Genomic DNA, 20,943 nt, shown 5'->3' with positions numbered 1-20,943 from the left:
GTAACAAAAGTACATCCAAATATTCGTCAAAAATTATAAGATTAAATAATGAGTTTTAAATATTTATTATTAGCCGTTTTCACTCTTTTAGTATTCAATTGCAAACAACCTAAAGCATATCTTTCAAAAATAGAAGGCACACAAATTAAAATTTCAGATTCGTTAAATACCGATTCTCAAATTGAAGCTTTTATAAAACCGTACCGAGAACATATTAAAAAGGATTTAGATAGTGTTTTGGCCTATTCTAAAGAAACGTATTCAAAAACGGACGGAAATTTTAATACCGCACTTGGTAATTTTATGGCTGATGCCGTTTTTGATGAAGCCAATCCCATTTTTAATAGTAGAACTGGAAAAAACATTGATATGGTTCTTTTAAATCATGGTGGTATCCGGTCGATTATTTCAAAAGGAAACATTACCACACGAACTGCCTATGAGCTGATGCCGTTTGAAAACAGCATTGTGGTTGTCGCATTAAAAGGAACACAGATAGCTAGTTTAGTGAATTATTTAAGCAAAGTAAAAACTGCCCATCCCATATCGAAACTTAAACTAGTACTTAATAAGAGTTTTGATGTTCTTGAATCTTCAATAAATGGTGATAACATTGATGCAGATAAAATATATTATGTAGCAACAAACGACTATCTATATAATGGTGGAGACGACATGGATTTTTTTAAACCAAATGAAGGTTTTTTTGCTTTAAATTATAAAATAAGAAACGCCCTGATTGATAATTTTAAAAAAATAGACACTATTAATCCTGTACGAGACGATAGATTTATTCAAATAAAATAAACTTTATGAAGCGGAGAGCATTTATAAAACAAACAACAGCAACAACAGCATTAGTAACTCTTGGAAGCTTTGGACTTCAATCGTTTTCATCAGTACCAAAAACAACTAAAATTACTATTTTACATACTAATGATGTGCATTCTCATATAGACCCATTTGGATCTGAAGATGGCAGAAATGCAAACATGGGTGGTGTTGCCAGAAGAGCCTCGTTAATTGAATCGATTCGAAAAGAAAATCCGCATTCACTTTTATTAGACGCAGGCGATATTTTTCAAGGAACCCCCTATTTTAACTATTATGGAGGTGAATTGGAATTTAAATTAATGAGCAAATTAAAATACGATGCTGCCACCATTGGTAATCATGATTTTGATAATGGCATTGACGGTTTATATGCGCAGCTTCCTCATGCAGAATTTGAATTTCTTTCGGCAAATTACGATTTCTCGAATACCATCATGAATACACATGCAAAACCATATAAAATCTTTAAAAAGGATGGGATAAAAATAGGCGTGTTCGGGTTAGGAATCGAATTAGAAGGTTTAGTAGACCCTGCTATGTATAAAGAAACAAAATATTTGGATCCTGTTGAGATGACTCAGGAAATGACTCGTATTTTAAAAACGGAAGCGCATTGCGATTTAATAATTTGCCTATCACATTTGGGGTATAATTATAAAACTAATTCGAATAAAATTAGCGACTTAAAACTAGCTTCTTTGACAAAAGATATCGACTTAATTATTGGAGGACATACCCACACATTTTTATCGAAACCAACCGTTGTTAAGAATAGCGAAGGTAAAAACATGCTAATTAACCAAGTAGGTTGCTACGGTATTAATTTAGGTAAAATAGATTTTTATTTTGATGCGGCGAAGAACAAATCTGCGAACGGTACTTCAATAATTGTTTAAGCTAATATATTATCGGAAGAATAACGTTCGTTAATTTGAATCGGCTTTGGGTCTCTATCAACATTAGTCATCATAATAAATTTAAATATGATGAAAAGGCCAACAGCATATAGCACACGTTGTAGCAATACAAAACTCCAGTTATATAAATAATACAAGTTTATATAATTCATTATTACAGAAAACCCAATAAAAATAGCCGCTGTTAAAAACAGCGCAGAATGCTTAGTTTGCGTATTTAAATAAACTCCGAAAGACACAAAAGTTAAAATAATTAAACTTAAACTTTTTATACCAAACAACAACACTTCTGTTTGATTGGCTATTACAGATTGCATAATGCTATATATTATGTACAAGAAATATACTGCGATTAGAAAAACAACCAATAGGTAGGCGCCAATTAATTTATTCACTTCAAAAATCTTAAATTTAGGAGCAACAATTATTATTAAATATAAATAACTCAATAAATACAGAATACTGGAAGTTTGTATTAAAGATTCTTCAGAGAAAAACATAGAAGATGTATCACCTAAAAATGAAAATAACAGAAAAGATATAAAGGTAATTCGTAAGGCTTTGTATTTTACGAAATAAAAAATTAGAAATACCGGAATAAATAACGGCATCGCAGAATTCATCACAATAGTATTTCCTGTAAAAGAACCGAATACATTAATTCCTATTAAGAGCAATAAAGCTCCTAAAAACACTTTGTTATACGTAAGATTAAACCAGCTGTTCACAATAGTTAAAATAAGTAGGTTGATTCAAATGTATAAATAAAATTTTGTTTCAACGGTAAAATTAAGCGCTTTATCGATAAAATACACGTAAAACGTACCGTTTATCGGACATTTTTATAAAAATGGGTCATCACCAATTAAAAACGAAGCATATTTTTTTTAAGAATTGCGACAAAAACGACGATATCAGTGCATTTAACTTAGTGGGTTAAAATGCTCATTTCTTCCGATCTATTTGTATTAAATAATTGAGATTGTCTATAAAAGAAGTAAAACGCAATAACATATAAAGAAGTAGACAATATGTTAAGAAAGATACTGGCAGATATATAAATATAAGCCACCCAAATTACCTCGCTAAACACTAGACACATAGACGCTAAAAACAGGTAAAGAGACTTGACATTATCTCTATAAAAATAATTAACAAGAGCCAATGATAATGCCAAAAGCATAACAACATTATAGACTATTTCTATATATAATTTATTTGTATTGCCAACACGCGGATCTACAATAACGTGCAATACATAAATAATGTAAACATTTAAAATGCTTAGCACGATTATATGAATTTTAAAATTTTTAACTACATGAAAAACACAAACCGATTTACAAACCTCTAGCAATAAAAATGTGTAAGCAAGAATATATAATGAATTACCCAAGTAATAATTTACCTTATTAGAAATATAAGGTTCTATTACCATTAATAAATCTGAAACAGCATATATTACCAAAAAAAGCGCGAAATACAAAGATTTCCTTTTTACAGTCAAAAAATACAACAACGTGATTGTTGGCAGTATAAATGACCTTAAAGTATTGGAAACAACTATTTCATTTTGAAACTGAAAATATACATACAACGCATAAACTATCGCTGCTACACCTAATAAAAACTTTGACTTGTCCATAACATGAATTCAAGGTTGCTAAACAAATATAAACATAATTTACAATTAAACGTTAAAAAAATACATTTTATCGATGAAAATCAAATTTTTTTTATTTTTTGTAAGAAATTATATTCATTTATAATAGAAATATTTAAATCTTCAGCCTTTTTCTTTTTACTTGGCCCCATATTATCGCCTGCCACGATAAAATCGGTTTTCGATGATATAGAACTACTCACTTTACCTCCGTTATCTTCAATAAGCTTTTTTAGTTCATCTCTCGAGAGCGATTCAAAGACACCAGAAACAACAATACTTTTTCCTTTTAATAGATCTGTTTGCCCTATGAGTTGTTCTGCGGAAATTTCTAATTGCAGTCCAAAGTCCTTTAATCTATTTATGATAAACTGGTTTTCTTCTGAAGAAAAAAAGGCTTTAACACTCTGAGCAATTTTAACACCAATTTCATCCACATTCACTAGTTCGTCCTCGCTGGCATTTGCAATAGCCTCGATGCTTTTATAATGTTTAGCTAATTTTTTCGCAACAGTTTCGCCAACATATCGTATTCCTAAAGCAAACAAAACGCGCTCAAAAGGAATCTTTTTAGATTCTTCGATTCCTAGAATTAAATTATCGGCACTTTTATCTGCCATACGCTCTAATGGAATTACCTGTGCCTTTGTTAAGTCGTATAAATCTGAATAATTTGTAATCAACCCTTCATTCACCAAAAGCGCTACTGTTTCGCCTCCCAATCCTTCTATATCCATGGCTTTTCGCGATATAAAATGCTGAATACGACCAATAATTTGAGGTTTACAACCATTGTAATTAGGACAGTAATGTTGCGCTTCTCCTTCTTGCCTCACCAATTCTGTAAAACATTCGGGACAATGTGTAATATAAACTGTTGGTTGCGAATTTAATGGGCGTTTACTTAAATCGACTCCCAATATTTTTGGGATAATTTCGCCTCCTTTTTCTACGTAAACCTCATCGCCAACGCGGATATCTAATTTTTCAATTTGATCAGCATTGTGCAACGACGCTCTTTTTACAATAGTTCCAGCCAATTCAACAGGTTCTAAATTGGCAACAGGCGTAATGGCTCCCGTGCGACCAACCTGATACGAAATACTATTTAATTTTGTTGAAACCTGTTCCGATTTAAATTTATAGGCAATGGCCCAACGCGGAGATTTTGCCGTATAACCCAATTCTTCTTGCTGTTGAAGGTTGTTTACTTTTATTACAACCCCATCGGTTTCATAAGGCAAGTCGTGCCTATGAACATTCCAATAGTTTATATACTCAAAAACCTCCTCCATAGATTTTGCCAGTTTTGCAGCACCTGGTACTTTAAAACCCCATTGTCTGGCCTTTTCTAAACTTTCAAACTGAGATTGAACTCCCAGATTAGCCCCCGTTAAATTATACAATAAGCATTCTAACGGACGTTTTGCAACCTCGGCACTATCTTGTAATTTTAAACTTCCTGAAGCCGTATTACGCGGATTTCGATAAGGCTCTTCGCCAATTTCGATGCGTTCTTCGTTCATTTTATTAAACCCTTCAAACGGCAAGACAATTTCTCCCCGAATGTCGAATTTCTCAGGAAAATCGCCTTTTAGTTGTAATGGTATCGATTTTATTGTTCTGATATTTGTTGTTACATTATCGCCCTGAAACCCATCGCCTCGAGTTAAAGCTCTAACTAACATGCCCATTTCATAGGTTAAACTAATAGAAGCTCCGTCGTATTTAAGCTCACATACGTACTGAATATTTCCATCTATCAATTTTTTTATACGGGTTTCCCAATCCAGCAAATCTTCTTTAGAATACGAATTATCTAAAGAATACATTCTATAGTCGTGAGGCATGGTTTCAAAACTTTTAACCACTTCACCTCCTACCCGCTGTGTAGGCGAATTGGCATCAAAAAATTCTGGATGCTGCGATTCCAACTCCTGAAGTTCTTTTAACTTTATATCGAACTCGTAGTCGCTAATCGTGGCATTATCTAAAACATAATAATTGTAATTATGTTCATTTAATTCTTTACGAAGCTCTAGTATTTTATGTTGAATTTTACTCATTATTCTTTCGTCCTTTAATCATTCTGTCTTTTTTGAAAATATCTTGTTTTAACACAATGTCTTTAAAATTATTATCTACCAAAAGCTGAATCATCTCTTTTCCTAAAAACTCATTAATTTCAAAAAAGAGCACGCCATCGCTATTTAAATTACTTTTAGAAAACTCAATAATGGCTTTATAAAACTGCAATGGGTTTTCATCTTTTACAAACAAAGCCAAATGTGGTTCATTATTTAAAACATTGGCTTTCATTTGTTTTTTTTCCTTCTCTCTTACATAAGGCGGATTTGAAACGATGATATCGAATTTCATATTTTCAAGATTTGAATTCCAAGTATCCGACTTTAAAATATTGGCTTCAATAAATTCCACATTAACATTATTTAATTCGGCGTTTTGCCTAGACATCGTTAATGCCTTATCACTAATATCTAACGCATAAACTTTTGCTTCCGGCAATTTTTTAGCCAAAGAAATAGCAATGCACCCAGAGCCTGTACCAATATCTAAGATATGTAATTGTTGTTTGTTAAGTGCTGATTGTTGCTTTACAATCCATTCCACCAACTCTTCGGTTTCAGGTCGCGGTATTAAGGTTGAGGCATTTACTTTAAAAGGATACCCGCAAAACTCGGTTTCACCCAAAATGTATTGAATTGGCTGCTCGTCTTTTAATAATTGTAGTGCCTTTTCTATGGCATCATAATTATCAATAGCATACTTAGTGTTTAATGCTAAATCAAGTCTCGAAACTTTATAAAAAGCATCGGTTAGCATAAAAAAGAAGTTATCGACTTCTTCTTTTCCGTATAACGGATCTAATTCTTTATGAAATGTGTTTTGTACGTCTTTTAAATTCACTGTTTTTCCTTTAATGCAGTCTTTAAAATAATTATTTACAAATCTTTTATCATCCAAATGCCACAAGAAAAATGACCTGTATTTCCGAGTGCTTTTGGCAAATGTTTAAAACCAAAGCTTTCGTATATATGAATAGCAGCCTTTAACTGTGGCGCAGACTCTAAATAACATTGCTTATAACCTAATTCTTTGGCTGCTTCTAGGCATTTTTCAAACAACAATTTACCAAAACCTTGTCCCCTAACCTTGGGTGAAAAATACATTTTTTGAATTTCACATACCTTAGCTTCAAAATCCTTTAATGGTTTTACGCCTGCACCTCCTAAAATTTCACCATCTTTATCAATTACAAAATAAACGTCGTTATCATTTTGATAAGATTCATACATTTGAGGCGTTTCTTTATCGGAATACGCCGTTCCTTCCAAAGGAATTTTAAATTCATGAAAACAAGCTCTAATAACCTGTTCTATTTGCTGGTTATCTTTAGGTTCAATTTTCCTTATAACAATAGTACCTTTACTCACTTTAATATATTAATTTTGTACGAATATTTGTGTGGATGAAGATACGCTAAATATAAAAAATCTAAAATGAAACGTTTTATAATCTTATCAACAATATTAACTACTTTTTTTAACTGTTCTGTTAATGAAAAGCCCGAATTTATTGGTATTGAAAACATACAAATAGTTGAATCCACTTCAAATACTATCACTTTTAGTGCTGATGCTAAATTTATAAATCCGAATATAATAGGAGGCGAATTACAAACCGATGCTATAAAAGTGTATATAAACGACAACGAAATGGCAACCGTATCTGCCGAAAACTTCAATGTTCCTGCTAAAGAAGAATTCACTATTCCACTCACAGCACTTGTTCCAACGGACAGTATTTTTAACGACAAAAATTTAAGTGGCTTATTAGGAACCTTACTAACAAGAAGATTAAAAGTGCAGTATAGGGGCGATATTAATTATAAAGTTTTAGGGTTTTCTCATACGTATCTTATCGATAAAACCGAAGAAATCACCATTAAATAAACAGTTTGACGATTCACGAAACTTACATATCTCGTTGTTTAGAAATTGCTAAAAATGGTTTAGGCATTACCAGACCAAACCCTATGGTTGGCAGTGTAATTGTACATAGTAACCAAATAATTGGCGAAGGATTTACCAGTGCTTATGGTGGCAATCATGCCGAAGTTAATGCCATAAATGCCGTAAAAGACAAAGCGCTTTTAAAACAAGCCACATTGTACGTAACGCTAGAACCCTGTTCGCATTTTGGAAAAACACCACCTTGCAGCGATCTCATTATTAAACACCAAATACCGAATGTGGTAATTGGCTGTATTGATGATAATCCGGAAGTGGCAGGAAAAGGCATTGAAAAGCTTAAAAAATCGGGATGTAATGTTATTGTTGGGGTTTTAGAAAACGATTGTAAAGAACACCACAAACGCTTTTTTACTTTTCACAATAAAAAACGACCCTATATTATTTTAAAATGGGCAGAAAGCGCCGATGGTTTTATAGCTCCTGAATTTAAAAATGAACAAAAACCCGTTTGGATAACCAATGAATATTCCAGACAATTAGTACATAAATGGCGCGCAGAAGAACAAGCTATTTTAGTAGGCACCAATACGGTATTACAAGACAATCCTGCTTTAACCGTTAGGGATTGGACAGGAGAAAACCCCGTACGTATTGTGCTTGATAAAGACTCGACATTATCTAAAGATTTAGCTGTTTTTAATACAGAGGCCAAAACCATTATTATTTCTGAAAAAGATATCGATTTCTCAAAAAACCGTTCGCTTCAAATTTGTGAGTTGCTTTACCGGAACAACATCAATTCAGTGATTATAGAAGGTGGCTCTAAAACACTTCAAACATTTATTGAGGACACTATTTGGGATGAAGCCAGAGTTTTTACAGGCACCATTCAATTTAACAAAGGCGTAAAAGCACCACGGCTTTCAGGAACATTAATTTCTGAAACTACTATTTTAAATGATATTTTAAAAATATATAAAAATGATTAAAACCATTATATTCGACTTTGGTAATGTATTTGTGAACTTAGATATTGAAGGCGCTATCCAACATACTTTCGATACGTTTAAAATTGATTCGTTTTCAGAAGAAATGATAGCTTTTAATAGCTTATACGAACAAGGCCTGATATCTACTGAAGAATTCATAGAATTTTATGCAGAAAACTTTCCGAAGATTTCAGAAGAAGAATTAATTGCTATCTGGAATTTCATGCTAAAAGATTTTCCAAAGCATCGATTAGAGTTTCTTCAACAATTAAAACAAGATTCTAATTATAAACTTATTCTTTTAAGTAATACCAACGAACTTCATATAGACTGGATTAAAAACAACATCTCTTTTTACAATACATTTAAAAACTGTTTTGATGCTTTTTATTTGAGTCATGAGATCCATCTAAGAAAACCAGAAAAGGAAATATTTCAATTTGTATTGAACGAAAACAAGTTGAATGCCAAAGAATGCCTTTTTATAGATGATAATAAAGATAATTGCCATACCGCAAAATCGTTAGGCATCGAAACATGGCATATTAATCCTGAATTGGAAGATATTTCGAATCTTTTTAAAATTAAAAGCAACTTATTTTAAATAGTTTGATTGAAAAAGACACTTACAATACTATAGAAACAGCAACGGAAGGCATCCTATTTAAAGAAAAAAATAGTAAATTTTTTGGTTTTGCCTATCCAGTTTTAAATGAAGACGACGTAAAGTTTCATTTAGAAAACTTAAAAAAAGAACACCATAGTGCACGGCATTGGTGCTATGCATACCAAATAGGAGCCGAACAAGTGGTATATCGCGCAAACGACGATGGCGAACCAAGCAATTCTGCTGGTATGCCCATTTACGGACAAATCCAATCGTTTGATGTTACCAATGTTTTAATAGTTGTTGTTCGTTATTTTGGAGGTGTTAAACTTGGTGTTGGCGGATTAATAAGTGCCTATAAAACCACCGCCCAATTAACACTTGAAGCTGCCACAAAAGTTGAAAAAACCATTAACAAAACTTTCCTTATTACTTTCGACTATAAAAACATGAATACCGTAATGCGAATAATTAAGGAAAAAAACCTAAATATTACCAATCAAAAATTACACCTCGATTGCCAAATAACAATTTCGGTGAGAAAAAATGAAGCCGACATCGTTTATGAGATTTTTAATCATCTTTTCGAAATCAACATAAAAGAAATTTAGACTAATTATTAATTAGGTCTAAAATATATTGAGGGACCTTAATTGGTCGGTTTGTATTCTTATCAATAAATACCAAAGTAGTACTAGCAGTTGTTAAAATTTCGCCTTTTTCGTTGGTAATTTCGTACTCAAATTCAATCTTTGCTGTTGGGGTATTTTTTAGTTGTGTTTTTACATTAATTACATCATCATAAACAGCTGATTTTTTATAGTTTATACTTAAAGAAATTACGGGAAGCATTACACCATTTTCTTCCATGTTTTTATACGAAACACCTAATTTGCGTAACCATTCAATACGCCCCATTTCAAGGTATAACGGGTAATTTCCGTGATAAACAACCCCCATTTGGTCGGTTTCGCCATACCTCACTCTTATTTGTATTTCGTCGAATTTCATAAGGATATTTCAATATTTTTTTGTAGCTTCGGCTAGAGGTTAAACATGGACATTTTTTTATTAAAAACCAATAGAAAATGATTTTTTTTTTAAGAAATTTGTTCACATATTTGCCAAACTAATGGGGGACTCATAGAAATAGAATTTTCTGTCCAAACTAACTAACAAACTACGAATAACAAAAATGAGTAAAACTGCGCAATCGGTATGGAATAATTGTCTAGAATTCATAAAGGATAATATTCAACCGCAAGCTTACAGAACGTGGTTTGAACCCATACAAGCAGTGAAACTCACTGACAACGCCTTAAGCATACAAGTACCTAGCAAATTTTTTTACGAATGGCTTGAAGAGCATTACGTAAAAATTTTAAAAGTATCGCTTACTAAAGAATTAGGGGAAACAGCCAAACTTGTTTACATTATTAAAATGGAAAACACTTATGGCAACAAACAACCATTTACCGAGAAAATTCCAAGCGCTAACAGAAGTGCTATGAAATCTCAAGAAGTAGATGTTCCTTTAAATAACAAAAATCCAGAATTACGCAATCCGTTTGTAATTCCCGGCATAAGAAATGTAAAAATTGAATCGCAGCTTAATCCGAATTATAGTTTTGAAAATTTCTTAGAAGGTGATTCCAACCGATTGGCGCGAAGTGCTGGATTAGCAGTAGCATCAAAACCAGGAGGCACATCATTTAATCCGCTACTTATTTTTGGTGGTGTCGGTTTAGGAAAAACACACTTAGCGCACGCTATTGGTGTTGATATCAAAGATAAATATCCTGAAAAAACAGTTTTATATATTTCAGCTGAAAAATTCACACAGCAATACATTGATTCTGTAAAGAAAAATAATAGAAATGATTTTATTCATTTTTATCAAATTATTGATGTTTTAATTATTGACGATGTACAATTCTTGTCTGGTAAAACCGGAACGCAAGATGTATTTTTCCATATTTTCAATCATTTACATCAAAATGGAAAACAGGTAATTTTAACAAGCGACAAAGCTCCTGTAGACATGCAAGATATTGAACAGCGTTTATTATCTCGTTTTAAATGGGGACTTTCGGCCGAATTACAAACACCAGACTTTGAAACGCGCGTTTCCATATTAAAAAACAAATTATATCGCGATGGTGTAGATATGCCAGAAGATATTATTGAGTATGTGGCTAAAAATATTAAATCTAATGTACGAGAATTAGAAGGTGCTATTATTTCGTTAATTGCGCAATCTTCTTTTAACAAAAAAGAAATCACCTTAGATTTAGCAAGAATTATCGTTGAGAAGTTTGTTAAAAACACAAAACGAGAAGTATCAATAGATTACATTCAAAAAGTGGTATCTGATTATTTCCAAATGGATATCGATACCTTACAATCTAAAACAAGAAAGCGTCATATCGTACAAGCACGTCAATTAGCTATGTTTTTTGCTAAAAAATTCACCAAGGCTTCGTTAGCAAGTATTGGTTCTCAAATTGGGAAACGCGATCATGCTACCGTATTGCATGCTTGTAAAACTGTTGATAATTTATCTACAACAGACAAGCAGTTTAGAAAATACGTAGACGACATAACAAAAAAGCTTTCTGTATAAATTCAAGTAAAAATGACTAAGATTCTAATGGTATGTTTGGGCAATATTTGTCGTTCGCCATTAGCTGAGGGTATCTTAAAATCTAAACTTTCAACTAATACATTTTTTATTGATTCGGCTGGGACAGGCGCTTATCATATTGGAAAAAATCCTGATAGTCGTTCTATAGCTGTTGCAAAAAAATATGGGTTAGATATTTCAAATTTAAGAGGCCGACAATTTAATGTTTCAGATTTTGATAAATTCGATATTATTTACGCCATGGATGAATCGAATTATAGAAACATCATATCGCTTGCCAGAGATGATCAAGACAAGGCGAAAGTTAAGTTTATTTTAAACGAAATATATCCCGATCAAAATTACAATGTCCCTGATCCCTATTATGGAGGACATGATGGCTTTGAAAATGTTTATAAAATGCTGGATGAAGCCTGCACAATAATAGCCAATTCACTTATTAATTCCAGTAATGACAACAGCTAAAGGTATACTCTACTTAATACCAACAACATTAGGCGATAACGAACCGCTTGAAGTATTACCGTTAACCGTTAAACAAATTATTGATAAAACAGACACTTTTATTGTTGAAAATGATAAAACAGCGCGACATTTTATAAAAAGAATATCGCCCGAAAAATCGCAACCCTCATTAAAAATGTTTCATTTAAATAAATTTACAGAAGTAAGTAACTTACCTAGTTTTTTAGAACCTTGCTTACATGGGGTAAATGTTGGCTTATTATCGGAAGCGGGTTGCCCAGGGGTTGCCGACCCGGGAGCTGATATTGTAAAAATTGCACATCAAAAAAACATAAAAGTAGTACCATTGGTAGGACCATCGTCTATTTTAATGGCGTTAATGAGTTCTGGAATGAATGGCCAAAGTTTTGCATTTAATGGCTACTTACCTATAGATAAAGGTGAACGAAAAGCCGAATTGAAGCGCTTAGAACGCTTATCGTTTGAACACAATCAATCACAAATATTTATAGAAACGCCGTATAGGAACAACAAAATGCTTGAAGATTTAAGCAATGTTCTTGACCAAAACACACAAATTTGTGTGGCTTGTGATATTACCTTACCCACCGAATTTATTAAAACACAATCTGCCATATCATGGAAAAAAAATAACGTAGACCTTCATAAAAGGCCTACGATATTTATAATTCATAAAAGCTAGAATTCTGCTTTAGTAAGAAAGCTTCACAATTTAAATTAAATTGCTTTTGCTCTTCTATTACCTTTAATAAAAGATGTATCGTACCCCGAAAAGCGTTTCATATAATACTCAATCGACGTACCAAAACCATCTTCGAAGCTATTAAGTCCATAACTTCTTAAATAGGTTTTTACACTTCCCGGACCCGCTAAATGCGCCGCTGCTAAAATACCAGATTCCGTTACCAAAATTCCATTAATGGTTTTTCCAACAAAATTCTTGATATCTCTACGTAATATCCATTTATTACGCTGCGTATTCGCAATAAAAGCCTTTTCTTGAAGCTCGGGCGTTTTTAAGAATAAAGCAGGATTGTGAATTCCAATTAATTTTAAAGTTCCCTTACCAAACTGATATTTGCCTAGGTAACCTAATGTATTAACTGTAAAATAATTTCCTCTGGATTCTTTAAATGCTAAGGCCTCTTTAAATCCGACAAACGATTTGCCTAAATAAGGGATATCGGCATTCTTTACCCCATTTGATGCTAAAACATTATCGTTAATGTTTTCATCTTGGCTTACAGTATAATTCAACTCCAAGCCTGCTGTAGAGTACCTACTTAAATCTATCGTTTCTTTTGATGAAAACGACACAAACACTAGAATACATATTGTAAGTGTTAGTATTAAGTAACTTGCAATACTTTTTCTCATAAAGTTTAAATTTTTTCAGTATTTTTAATTGTTAAAAACACCTTGAAATTTCAGCGTGCAAAATTACATATTTTTCTAACAATATCAAAATTAATCGTTTAACGACTTTTTTTAATAGTAGAATAGATGAAATACACACCCATTTTTATTAAATTCTAAAGTTGGCAAGGGAACTTTTATCATATTGAAAATATCAAAAAGCGACTTTAATACTTTAGAGTTTGTTTTAATGTTGGTCAAATTTACATCTAAACTCAAATAGAATTGTCGCTGCCGCTCGTAATTTGTTAACAACTGATTGTCAACAACTTTAGCACCAGTTAACATACCGTCAGCCCCATATCCTACTGCAACATTCAACCATTTAGGTATGTTTTTTTCTTTAAAAAAAGCATCAAGATTTGCACTTAGCCAATAGGTTTGTCCGTTATAATTCTTCAAAATCTCTTCCAGAAGTCCATCGCCTAGTTTTTCTGGGTTCTGTAAAGCATATTTAGTTTGATGAAAAGAAAACTTTATAGCAATACGTTGTTCTTGCCAGAGTAATTCTTGCCCTATATACAAGCCAGTGCCCGTTGCATTAGCCAAAATATCGCCCCAAGAAAAGCCCCATTCTTTTGAAAAACCATCTAAAACCTCAACTGTAGTTAAAAAAGAAAAGCCGAGGGTTGCACCATATAATAATTGATTTTTTTCGCTTACTCCACTCCAATGTAATAACTGAGCGCCATGTTTCCCTAACTGATAAGAAGTAAAAACATGCCCCATTTTATCCATTTGCAGCCATTCATTAGTATCATCGAGCGTATGAAATTTTGAGCGCTCGTAGTCTGCATACCATAACTGATTTAACCCAACAAGCGTTACACTCGCTAATGAAGCTTCCGTTATTATTACGGCATTTCTTCTTGGCTTATTAAGCGTATCACTATTCGTTAAAAATGAGTCGAGATGCGATTGTGCAATAGCGTTGCAAGGAAATAAAATAACCAGGAACAGATATTTTATTTTGGAACAATTCACTATTTATTAATCCCTTGAGACGACAAGTATTGTTGATATTCTCGTGCATTGGCATTATGCGGTGACAAGGTTTTAGCAAATTTATGAAACCCTAATAGCTTAGCATCAGCGCAGAAATAGAGATATTGGTGCTTTTCGTAGTTTAAAACAGCATCTATCGCAGATATATCTGGCATCGCTATGAGTCCTGGTGGTAAACCGAGATTTTTATAGGTATTATAAGGAGAAGCAATTTCTTTATGAACATTTAAAACACGTTTTATAACGGTGTTTTTATATTGCGGTAATTGGTAAGCCGCAAATTTAAGCGTAGGATCTGCTTGTAAAGGCATGCCTATTTTAATCCTGTTCATGTATACACCTGCAATTCTTGGTTGTTCGGATGCTTGTTTAGATTCTTCGTAAACAATAGATGCTAAAGCAATGACTTTATCTCTTGTTAATCCAATAGCTTTTGCCTTTTCGTTTCTTGTGTCATTCCAAAAACGGTTGTATTCGATGAACATACGCTCACGGAATTGTTCTGCAGAAGTGTTCCAGAAAAACTCATAACTATTGGGTAAATACATCCCTAAGGCCGTGGCATTAGAAAAATTATTTTCTGCTAAATACGACGAATCTTTCATGGCTTTTAAAAGTGAAATACTGTCTGCCTCAATTTGAGACGCCACACGACCAGCCAATTTTTCAAGCGTTTCTTGATTGTTAAAAGACAGATTAATAGGCTGATTTTTGCTTCTTATAGAATTAATAATATCGTTGTTATTCATGCCTTTCTTAATGGCAAAACGTCCTGCTTTAACATTGGTGTTATACTTTTTTTGCTTTGCAAGCGCATCGAAAGTTTTGATGTCTTTTAATAGCGGCTCCAACTGCTCCCGCACATCTTGATAGGTTGCGTTTGTAGGCACATAAATGTAAGCTACCTCATTATTAAAGGCTGTATTGGCATCCATCATAGCTTTATACACATAATATGCAAAATAGGATGCCACGATTAACCCGATAAAAACGATGGCAAGGAGAATCTTTTTTATATACATTTTAATTATTTATAAGCTGAAATACTAATTCGTTTTTATAAATTCCGTTAGAAAGAATCCAATCTTTTTTCAATCCTATTTTTTTAAAACCCTGATTAGAAAATAATTTGATGCTGGCTTCGTTCTCTTCGGAAATATTGCAATATAACTGATGCAAATTTAGGTGAGAAAAACTATAATTAACAAGAAGTTTTAGGGCTTCTTTACCATATCCTTTAGAGCGATCGTTTAGTTCTTTTACCAAAATACCCACGCCTGCCCTACTATTTTTAAAATCGAAATCGAATAAATCTATCATTCCTAAAGCAACATCATTATAATTAGAAATAACTAATCGTAATTGCTTCACCTCAAAAATATCTTTATGTGCGTTTTCTAAATACTGTTTGATTAAATATTTTGAATAAGGTGTGATGGTATTGCTTATTTCCCATACAGATTCGTCGTTCTCTATGGTATGAATAAACTCCAAGTCTTCGGGTTCCAAAGCACGTAAATAGATATATTCGCCTTTTAAAGTTATCATATAGTTCCTTTAAAAACATATGTTGCCGGACCAATAAGCCATACATTACTGTAGACGCCGTTGTCTTCGTTAAAAGACACTTGCAATTCGCCACCCTGCACTTTTAAAGTAATTTTATTTTGGTTTGTTTCCTTTAGAGCATGCATTGCAATAGCCACAGCGGTAACCCCTGTTCCGCAAGACAAGGTTTCGTCTTCAACCCCTCGTTCGTAGGTACGCACTGCGAAAATCTGGTCGGATATTTTCTTTACAAAATTAACATTGCTTCCGGCTTCGTTATACGGCGCTCTGTAACGAATGGCAGCGCCTTGTGTTTTGATATCGAAATTATCTATAGCATCTTCAAATTGTACATGATGTGGTGAACCAGTATTCAAAAAAACGTGATTTTTATGTTTTTCTACCTTATTAACATCTTGCATTTGAAGTTTTACTATACCATTTTGAATGCTTGCATGATGCAAACCATCAATCGCTTCGAAAACAGCTTTGTCTTTTATAACGCCCAGTTGTTCTGCAAAAGCGACCAAACACCGGCCACCATTACCGCACATGGTACTTTCATTTCCATCGGCGTTATAGTACACCATTTTAAAATCTAATGTAGGATGATTTTCTAGTAAAATAAGTCCGTCTGCACCAATGCCAAAACGCCTATCGCATAAAAATGCAATATGCTTGGTATCTTTTTTGTTAAACGTTTCTTGACGATTATCTATCATCACAAAATCGTTTCCTGTTCCCTGATATTTATAAAATGTTTGTGTCATAATAATGCACAAATATAAAGAAGTCTTTTAACTTATTGTGGGCAAACTAAAATTTCGGATAATATCTAAACGTTTGATGGTAGTGCGTTAGGGATTGCAGTGAAAAGCCCACAGCGACGCAGGAGCGCGCCCCGAGGCTTCGGGGTCAACAAAAAGCCCGACCGCCTAGCGGTAACGCCCAAACCAAAAAAAGCTATTGTTTTAAGGGATTGTTAAATAGTAGTTAAAGGCGTAGTTAAAAATCGTTAAAAGGAATTTTACGATTCAATAAATTTTTAATTTTAATCGTTAATAACACAAAACTATATTGAATATTATGAAGAAGATTTTGTCCTTAGTATTAGTTTCTGCGCTAGGTGGTGCTTTAACGCTTGGTGCTTATAAACTATTTTTAGAACCAAAAGATAAGTTAGTTGTAACTGCTGCAAGCGCTAACCCTGCTTTTTTACCCACCAGTAATGTGAGTAATTTAGCGAGCCTGAATGCGGCGCCAGATTTTACCATTGCAGCCGAAAATGCTGTGAATGCTGTTGTGCATGTTAAAAATGTATCGATTAGCAAAGGGCAGCTTACTTTACAAGATTTGTTTTCTGGCACTACGACGCCACGTGCACAAATGGGAACAGGTTCTGGGGTAATTATTAACACAGACGGGTATATTATAACAAACAATCATGTCATTAATAATTCGGATGAATTAACAGTTACCTTAAATAATAACAAATCTTATAAAGCGAAAATTATAGGTTCTGATCCAAAAACGGATATTGCTTTATTAAAAATTGATGCTGATGAAGAATTACCATTTGTAACTTTTGCTGATTCTGATCAGGCAAAAATTGGCGAATGGGTGCTAGCTGTAGGAAATCCGTTTAATTTAACATCTACAGTAACTGCGGGTATTATTAGTGCCAAGGCAAGAGATTTATCTGGAACCAGCTCGCAATCGTTTATTCAAACCGATGCCGCTGTAAATCCAGGAAATTCGGGTGGTGCGTTAGTAAACTCTAAAGGAGAACTTATTGGAATAAATACTGCCATTAGCTCGCAAACCGGGTCTTATATTGGTTACTCGTTTGCTGTACCTAGCAACATTGCACGCCGTGTTATTGAAGATATTATGGAATATGGTAATGTGCAAAACGGTATTCTTGGTATAAGCGGTGGCGCATTAAACAGCGAATCGGCAGAAAAATTAGGTGTTAATGATACCGAAGGTATTTATGTAGATAGCGTTGTTGAAGAATCTGGCGCCGAAAAAGCAGGGATTAAACGAGGCGACATTATAAAAGAGATAGATAACATTAAAGTTTCGAAATTTGCCGATTTAACAGGGCATATTGGAGCGAAACGCGTGAATGACGTTGTAACACTCAAAATTTCTAGAAATGGCAGCCTTAAAACGGTTCCGGTAACTTTAACCAGAAATGAAACCTTTGTTTTGCCATTGGTGGGACAAGTAAAAAATGCCAAAAAAGAAGATTTAAAACGCTTTAAAGCTAATTATGGTGTAAAAATTATTCAGTTGGATAAGAAATATGCCGATTATTGGAAAAACAATAATGTTGATGAAGGCGCTATTATTATAAATATAAACGGTATTAAAATATACTCGGTTGATGATGCTCAAAATGCTTTAAAAAATCAATCGTCTTATGAGCCTTTAAGAATTGAACTTATAAATTCTAATGGCGAAAAGCAACATTATAATTTTAGATAATTAATTGCTTATCTTGTAATAAGAACCTCCAAAAAACAAATGTTTTTTGGAGGTTCTTTTTTTTTGTTTATATCTCGTGCAAAGCTAACATGCTTATTTATTTTAATTTAAAACCGATAGTAATTTATGTGACATTATTGAAACAAAAAAAATCTAAGTACTGTAATTACTCGTATATAAAAAAAGGCCATATATACAGCGGCTTTTCGCATTTTTAAATTATTTAATGAACATTTTTTTTTAACTTAGTACACCATAACAAACAGTAAACCAAATCAACATGACATTTACAAAGCCAATAGCTCTTCTTATATTTCTTTGCTCGTTATCTTCATTCTCACAAAATACTAACAGTCAGGACGATAACCTTTCTTTAGATGGTGGAACTCTTGATAATCAGTTTGAATATGTAATAACAAAATCTACTGGATGGAACGATGAGCGTGGACAAAATTATAGAGTTATAAAAACCTTTTGGTTAACTAAATTAAAAGAAAGTACTTTAGATTCGATTGCATCGCTAAGAAAAGAATTTGTTAGCACCAATAATACCATAAAAGCACAAGCTAAAGAAATAGAAGATTTAAAGGTAAACCTTACCAATTATCAAAATTCACTTAATAAAATTAAAGACGAAAAAGATAATGTTTCGGTCTTGGGCGCTCAAATAAGTAAAAGTAGTTACAGTGCGCTTATGTGGTCTATTATTGGATTTTTACTGGTGGCACTGTTATTTTTTATCTATAAATTTAATAACAGTAATGCTGTTACCAAACACGCGAAGCAAGTGCTTCAAGATTTGGAAGATGAATATGAAGAACACCGCAAAACTGCCGTTGAGCGTGAACAGAAAGTTCGTCGCCAATTACAAGACGAAATAAATAAGCAAAAAATAGTAAAACCTAAAAAATAAATTAAAGGTTATTTACAAAGGCTTTAAAGAATCTGTAATTTTTATTGCAGATTTTTTTTGTACTCTAAAGCTGAACTTGCTTTGCAAAATATAGGCATAAACCACTGTGAAAATAATGGTAATTAATCGCGAGGGTGTTGGATACCATTTTAAGTAATCTACCAAAAGCTTCATAGAAATATAACTTATTAAAATTGCTCCCATGCCCACTAGAAAATATCTAAAAAACTGAACATTCCAGGGCAAATTAGAATCTTGAAAAGTAATAAATCTGTTAAGTAAAAAACCGGTAACAAATGTTATGGGGAAAACAAAAAACAAGGCCGCTATATGCGGACTAAGCACAACAAAATATAGATCTATGTTTTGTTTGGCAAAAATAAAATTGTAAAATACAAAGTATAGAATAGTATCGAAGACTAGATTACTTCCGCCGCAAAAGGCATACCTAAAGGTTTTTAAAGGCATGATACGTTTAAATAAAAAGTAGAACGTATCTATAAATTGAATAATTAATTTTCTCATATTTAAAACCGCAAAAGTAATTAAGTAATTTAGAATTAAAAATTTTGAGACAGCGAATGCTTGTATTTTATGTGAAGACTTAAGGCTTATTAAACGCCAAATCGTTTTACAACATCTTCTTTGTAAGTATCGCCAATAGGAATGTGAATACCATCCACAATAATTTTCGTTTTTTGTAAGGCGGTAATAAAATCGATATTTACCACAAAGGATCTGTGAACCCTTATAAAATTTGACGATGGTAGCTTGCTTAAAATATCTTTAAAACTGGAGAGTGTTAAAATGGCTTTATCAGACTTTGATGTATATATTTTTATATAATCTTTCAAGCCTTGAATATACTTGATGCTATCGATATCTATTTTAATGTTTTCGTATTCCGATTTCACAAAAATAAAATTATCCTGAATTCTTGTATATATAGTATCTGCAGCGACATCTTGAGTAATTCCACTCTTATTCTCCAACTCATACTTTTCTTTAGCGCGTGTTACAGCTTTTAAAAACCGATGAAATGGAATTGGTTTTACTAAATAATCGGTCGCATTTAAGTTAAACCCATCTAAAGCATATTGTGGGTAAGCCGTGGTAAAAATAAATTGCGGCATATTATCTAAGGCCTTCACCAAATCGATACCCGAAAGGTTAGGCATTTCAATATCTAAAAAAATAAGATCGACTTTGTGCTTATTTAATACCGTGATAGCTTCTAACGGATTGGTGCATTTAACCACAATTTCAAGACCGCCAACTTGTTTAATATAAGACTCGATAACATCTATCGCTAAAGGTTCATCATCTATAATTACACATTTCATCTGCTTATATTTATTGGTTTCTGTCGGTCTCAAATCCCATTTACTTATACATGTTGGTAACTTCCAAAAGTTGCTTCTTAGCTACCACATTAT

At 32.9% G+C, this 20,943-nt stretch carries 24 protein-coding genes; 11 read left to right on the top strand and 13 right to left on the bottom strand.

The features are described 5' to 3' along the window. The first annotated feature begins 48 nt into the window (after positions 1–48). Positions 49–807: a 5'-nucleotidase C-terminal domain-containing protein gene (locus ACFQ0I_RS08220; protein ID WP_379941148.1), complete on the top strand. Its 759-nt coding sequence runs from the start codon at positions 49–51 to the stop codon at positions 805–807. A gap of 5 nt (positions 808–812) precedes the next feature. Next, positions 813–1,730: a bifunctional metallophosphatase/5'-nucleotidase gene (locus tag ACFQ0I_RS08215; protein WP_379941147.1), complete on the top strand. Its 918-nt coding sequence runs from the start codon at positions 813–815 to the stop codon at positions 1,728–1,730. Here the strand turns inward: ACFQ0I_RS08215 and ACFQ0I_RS08210 are convergent. The 5 genes from ACFQ0I_RS08210 to ACFQ0I_RS08190 form a co-directional block, all read right to left on the bottom strand. After that, the gene (locus tag ACFQ0I_RS08210) at positions 1,727–2,479 is read right to left on the bottom strand and encodes a hypothetical protein (RefSeq protein WP_379941145.1); all 753 of its coding nucleotides are present in this window, start codon (positions 2,477–2,479) and stop codon (positions 1,727–1,729) included. The two genes, ACFQ0I_RS08215 and ACFQ0I_RS08210, sit on opposite strands and share 4 nt — an antisense overlap. Positions 2,480–2,679: 200 nt before the next feature. After that, positions 2,680–3,396, bottom strand: coding sequence for a hypothetical protein (locus ACFQ0I_RS08205; RefSeq protein WP_379941143.1), 717 nt, complete (start codon positions 3,394–3,396; stop codon positions 2,680–2,682). Between the two features lie 80 nt (positions 3,397–3,476). Further along, positions 3,477–5,480, bottom strand: a complete 2,004-nt coding sequence (gene ligA / locus ACFQ0I_RS08200; RefSeq protein WP_379941141.1) for an NAD-dependent DNA ligase LigA — start codon at positions 5,478–5,480, stop codon at positions 3,477–3,479. After that, positions 5,473–6,342 (bottom strand): peptide chain release factor N(5)-glutamine methyltransferase, encoded by an 870-nt coding sequence (gene prmC / locus ACFQ0I_RS08195; RefSeq protein ID WP_379941139.1) that lies wholly within the window; start codon positions 6,340–6,342, stop codon positions 5,473–5,475. The genes ligA and prmC overlap by 8 nt, the downstream gene beginning before the upstream one ends. A 35-nt stretch (positions 6,343–6,377) precedes the next feature. Further along, positions 6,378–6,869: a GNAT family N-acetyltransferase gene (locus ACFQ0I_RS08190; RefSeq protein ID WP_379941137.1), complete on the bottom strand. Its 492-nt coding sequence runs from the start codon at positions 6,867–6,869 to the stop codon at positions 6,378–6,380. A gap of 66 nt (positions 6,870–6,935) precedes the next feature. Here ACFQ0I_RS08190 and ACFQ0I_RS08185 point away from each other — a divergent pair, with 66 nt between their 5' ends. From ACFQ0I_RS08185 to ACFQ0I_RS08170, 4 genes are read left to right on the top strand one after another with little or no spacing between them, the layout of a single operon-like run. Further along, positions 6,936–7,388, top strand: a complete 453-nt coding sequence (locus tag ACFQ0I_RS08185; protein ID WP_379941135.1) for an LEA type 2 family protein — start codon at positions 6,936–6,938, stop codon at positions 7,386–7,388. Positions 7,389–7,393: 5 nt separating this feature from the next. Beyond that, positions 7,394–8,398 carry a bifunctional diaminohydroxyphosphoribosylaminopyrimidine deaminase/5-amino-6-(5-phosphoribosylamino)uracil reductase RibD gene (gene ribD, locus ACFQ0I_RS08180; RefSeq protein WP_379941133.1) on the top strand — a complete coding sequence of 335 codons (1,005 nt, stop codon included), beginning with the start codon at positions 7,394–7,396 and terminating at the stop codon, positions 8,396–8,398. After that, on the top strand, positions 8,391–9,002 hold the full coding sequence (locus ACFQ0I_RS08175; protein WP_379941132.1) for an HAD family hydrolase: 612 nt from the start codon (positions 8,391–8,393) through the stop codon (positions 9,000–9,002). Before ribD ends, ACFQ0I_RS08175 begins: the two co-directional genes overlap by 8 nt. Positions 9,003–9,007: 5 nt before the next feature. Then, positions 9,008–9,616 carry an IMPACT family protein gene (locus tag ACFQ0I_RS08170; protein WP_379941130.1) on the top strand — a complete coding sequence of 203 codons (609 nt, stop codon included), beginning with the start codon at positions 9,008–9,010 and terminating at the stop codon, positions 9,614–9,616. A 1-nt stretch (position 9,617) separates the two neighbouring features. Here the strand turns inward: ACFQ0I_RS08170 and ACFQ0I_RS08165 are convergent, their stop codons facing one another. Beyond that, a complete protein-coding gene (locus ACFQ0I_RS08165) occupies positions 9,618–10,016 on the bottom strand; it encodes an acyl-CoA thioesterase (RefSeq protein WP_379941129.1) in 399 nt (132 codons plus the stop codon). 184 nt (positions 10,017–10,200) lie between these two features. On the opposite strand from ACFQ0I_RS08165, the gene dnaA reads away from it, so the two are divergent. The 3 genes from dnaA to ACFQ0I_RS08150 are packed head-to-tail and all read left to right on the top strand — an operon-like array spanning position 10,201 to position 12,817. Further along, the gene (dnaA, locus tag ACFQ0I_RS08160; protein WP_379941127.1) at positions 10,201–11,628 is read left to right on the top strand and encodes a chromosomal replication initiator protein DnaA; all 1,428 of its coding nucleotides are present in this window, start codon (positions 10,201–10,203) and stop codon (positions 11,626–11,628) included. 12 nt (positions 11,629–11,640) lie between these two features. After that, on the top strand, positions 11,641–12,114 hold the full coding sequence (locus tag ACFQ0I_RS08155) for a low molecular weight protein-tyrosine-phosphatase (protein WP_379941125.1): 474 nt from the start codon (positions 11,641–11,643) through the stop codon (positions 12,112–12,114). Further along, positions 12,101–12,817 carry an SAM-dependent methyltransferase gene (locus ACFQ0I_RS08150; RefSeq protein WP_379941123.1) on the top strand — a complete coding sequence of 239 codons (717 nt, stop codon included), beginning with the start codon at positions 12,101–12,103 and terminating at the stop codon, positions 12,815–12,817. Before ACFQ0I_RS08155 ends, ACFQ0I_RS08150 begins: the two co-directional genes overlap by 14 nt. Before the next feature lie 35 nt (positions 12,818–12,852). On the opposite strand, the gene ACFQ0I_RS08145 is transcribed toward ACFQ0I_RS08150, so the two are convergent. The 5 genes from ACFQ0I_RS08145 to dapF form a co-directional block, all read right to left on the bottom strand. Next, the gene (locus ACFQ0I_RS08145; protein ID WP_379941122.1) at positions 12,853–13,512 is read right to left on the bottom strand and encodes a peptidoglycan-binding protein LysM; all 660 of its coding nucleotides are present in this window, start codon (positions 13,510–13,512) and stop codon (positions 12,853–12,855) included. Between the two features lie 111 nt (positions 13,513–13,623). Further along, positions 13,624–14,535, bottom strand: a complete 912-nt coding sequence (locus tag ACFQ0I_RS08140) for a DUF2279 domain-containing protein (protein WP_379941120.1) — start codon at positions 14,533–14,535, stop codon at positions 13,624–13,626. Next, positions 14,535–15,578, bottom strand: coding sequence for an endolytic transglycosylase MltG (gene mltG / locus ACFQ0I_RS08135; protein ID WP_379941118.1), 1,044 nt, complete (start codon positions 15,576–15,578; stop codon positions 14,535–14,537). The genes ACFQ0I_RS08140 and mltG overlap by 1 nt, the downstream gene beginning before the upstream one ends. A gap of 1 nt (position 15,579) precedes the next feature. Continuing rightward, complete coding sequence (locus ACFQ0I_RS08130; RefSeq protein WP_379941116.1) at positions 15,580–16,104, bottom strand: GNAT family N-acetyltransferase; 525 nt, start codon at positions 16,102–16,104, stop codon at positions 15,580–15,582. Then, positions 16,101–16,874 carry a diaminopimelate epimerase gene (dapF, locus tag ACFQ0I_RS08125; RefSeq protein WP_379941115.1) on the bottom strand — a complete coding sequence of 258 codons (774 nt, stop codon included), beginning with the start codon at positions 16,872–16,874 and terminating at the stop codon, positions 16,101–16,103. Before dapF ends, ACFQ0I_RS08130 begins: the two co-directional genes overlap by 4 nt. Before the next feature lie 316 nt (positions 16,875–17,190). Between dapF and ACFQ0I_RS08120 the strand changes: the two genes are divergently transcribed. Continuing rightward, on the top strand, positions 17,191–18,594 hold the full coding sequence (locus ACFQ0I_RS08120) for a S1C family serine protease (protein WP_379941114.1): 1,404 nt from the start codon (positions 17,191–17,193) through the stop codon (positions 18,592–18,594). 280 nt (positions 18,595–18,874) lie between these two features. Further along, positions 18,875–19,507: a tRNA (guanine-N1)-methyltransferase gene (locus ACFQ0I_RS08115; RefSeq protein ID WP_379941112.1), complete on the top strand. Its 633-nt coding sequence runs from the start codon at positions 18,875–18,877 to the stop codon at positions 19,505–19,507. A gap of 12 nt (positions 19,508–19,519) precedes the next feature. Here the strand turns inward: ACFQ0I_RS08115 and ACFQ0I_RS08110 are convergent, their stop codons facing one another. Together ACFQ0I_RS08110 and ACFQ0I_RS08105 are read right to left on the bottom strand one after the other, a co-directional pair. Next, a complete protein-coding gene (locus ACFQ0I_RS08110; protein WP_379941111.1) occupies positions 19,520–20,032 on the bottom strand; it encodes a GtrA family protein in 513 nt (170 codons plus the stop codon). Positions 20,033–20,121: 89 nt separating this feature from the next. Next, complete coding sequence (locus ACFQ0I_RS08105; protein WP_379941109.1) at positions 20,122–20,850, bottom strand: LytR/AlgR family response regulator transcription factor; 729 nt, start codon at positions 20,848–20,850, stop codon at positions 20,122–20,124. Positions 20,851–20,943 lie beyond the last annotated feature (93 nt).

It is taken from the genome of Mariniflexile aquimaris (genome assembly GCF_042676825.1).
Lineage (GTDB): Bacteria > Bacteroidota > Bacteroidia > Flavobacteriales > Flavobacteriaceae > Mariniflexile > Mariniflexile aquimaris.
Note: the sequence above shows the minus strand (reverse complement) of the source record. Positions and strands in the feature narration are given on the sequence as shown.

Coding starts and splice junctions, on each gene's coding strand:
- ACFQ0I_RS08220 (WP_379941148.1), top strand. CDS start 49: ATGAGTTTTAAATATTTATTATTAGCCGTTTTCACTCTTTTAGTATTC.
- ACFQ0I_RS08215 (WP_379941147.1), top strand. CDS start 813: ATGAAGCGGAGAGCATTTATAAAACAAACAACAGCAACAACAGCATTA.
- ACFQ0I_RS08205 (WP_379941143.1), bottom strand. CDS start 3,396: ATGGACAAGTCAAAGTTTTTATTAGGTGTAGCAGCGATAGTTTATGCG.
- ligA (WP_379941141.1), bottom strand. CDS start 5,480: ATGAGTAAAATTCAACATAAAATACTAGAGCTTCGTAAAGAATTAAAT.
- ACFQ0I_RS08185 (WP_379941135.1), top strand. CDS start 6,936: ATGAAACGTTTTATAATCTTATCAACAATATTAACTACTTTTTTTAAC.
- ACFQ0I_RS08175 (WP_379941132.1), top strand. CDS start 8,391: ATGATTAAAACCATTATATTCGACTTTGGTAATGTATTTGTGAACTTA.
- ACFQ0I_RS08165 (WP_379941129.1), bottom strand. CDS start 10,016: ATGAAATTCGACGAAATACAAATAAGAGTGAGGTATGGCGAAACCGAC.
- dnaA (WP_379941127.1), top strand. CDS start 10,201: ATGAGTAAAACTGCGCAATCGGTATGGAATAATTGTCTAGAATTCATA.
- ACFQ0I_RS08155 (WP_379941125.1), top strand. CDS start 11,641: ATGACTAAGATTCTAATGGTATGTTTGGGCAATATTTGTCGTTCGCCA.
- ACFQ0I_RS08150 (WP_379941123.1), top strand. CDS start 12,101: ATGACAACAGCTAAAGGTATACTCTACTTAATACCAACAACATTAGGC.
- ACFQ0I_RS08145 (WP_379941122.1), bottom strand. CDS start 13,512: ATGAGAAAAAGTATTGCAAGTTACTTAATACTAACACTTACAATATGT.
- mltG (WP_379941118.1), bottom strand. CDS start 15,578: ATGTATATAAAAAAGATTCTCCTTGCCATCGTTTTTATCGGGTTAATC.
- ACFQ0I_RS08130 (WP_379941116.1), bottom strand. CDS start 16,104: ATGATAACTTTAAAAGGCGAATATATCTATTTACGTGCTTTGGAACCC.
- dapF (WP_379941115.1), bottom strand. CDS start 16,874: ATGACACAAACATTTTATAAATATCAGGGAACAGGAAACGATTTTGTG.
- ACFQ0I_RS08120 (WP_379941114.1), top strand. CDS start 17,191: ATGAAGAAGATTTTGTCCTTAGTATTAGTTTCTGCGCTAGGTGGTGCT.
- ACFQ0I_RS08115 (WP_379941112.1), top strand. CDS start 18,875: ATGACATTTACAAAGCCAATAGCTCTTCTTATATTTCTTTGCTCGTTA.
- ACFQ0I_RS08110 (WP_379941111.1), bottom strand. CDS start 20,032: ATGAGAAAATTAATTATTCAATTTATAGATACGTTCTACTTTTTATTT.
- ACFQ0I_RS08105 (WP_379941109.1), bottom strand. CDS start 20,850: ATGAAATGTGTAATTATAGATGATGAACCTTTAGCGATAGATGTTATC.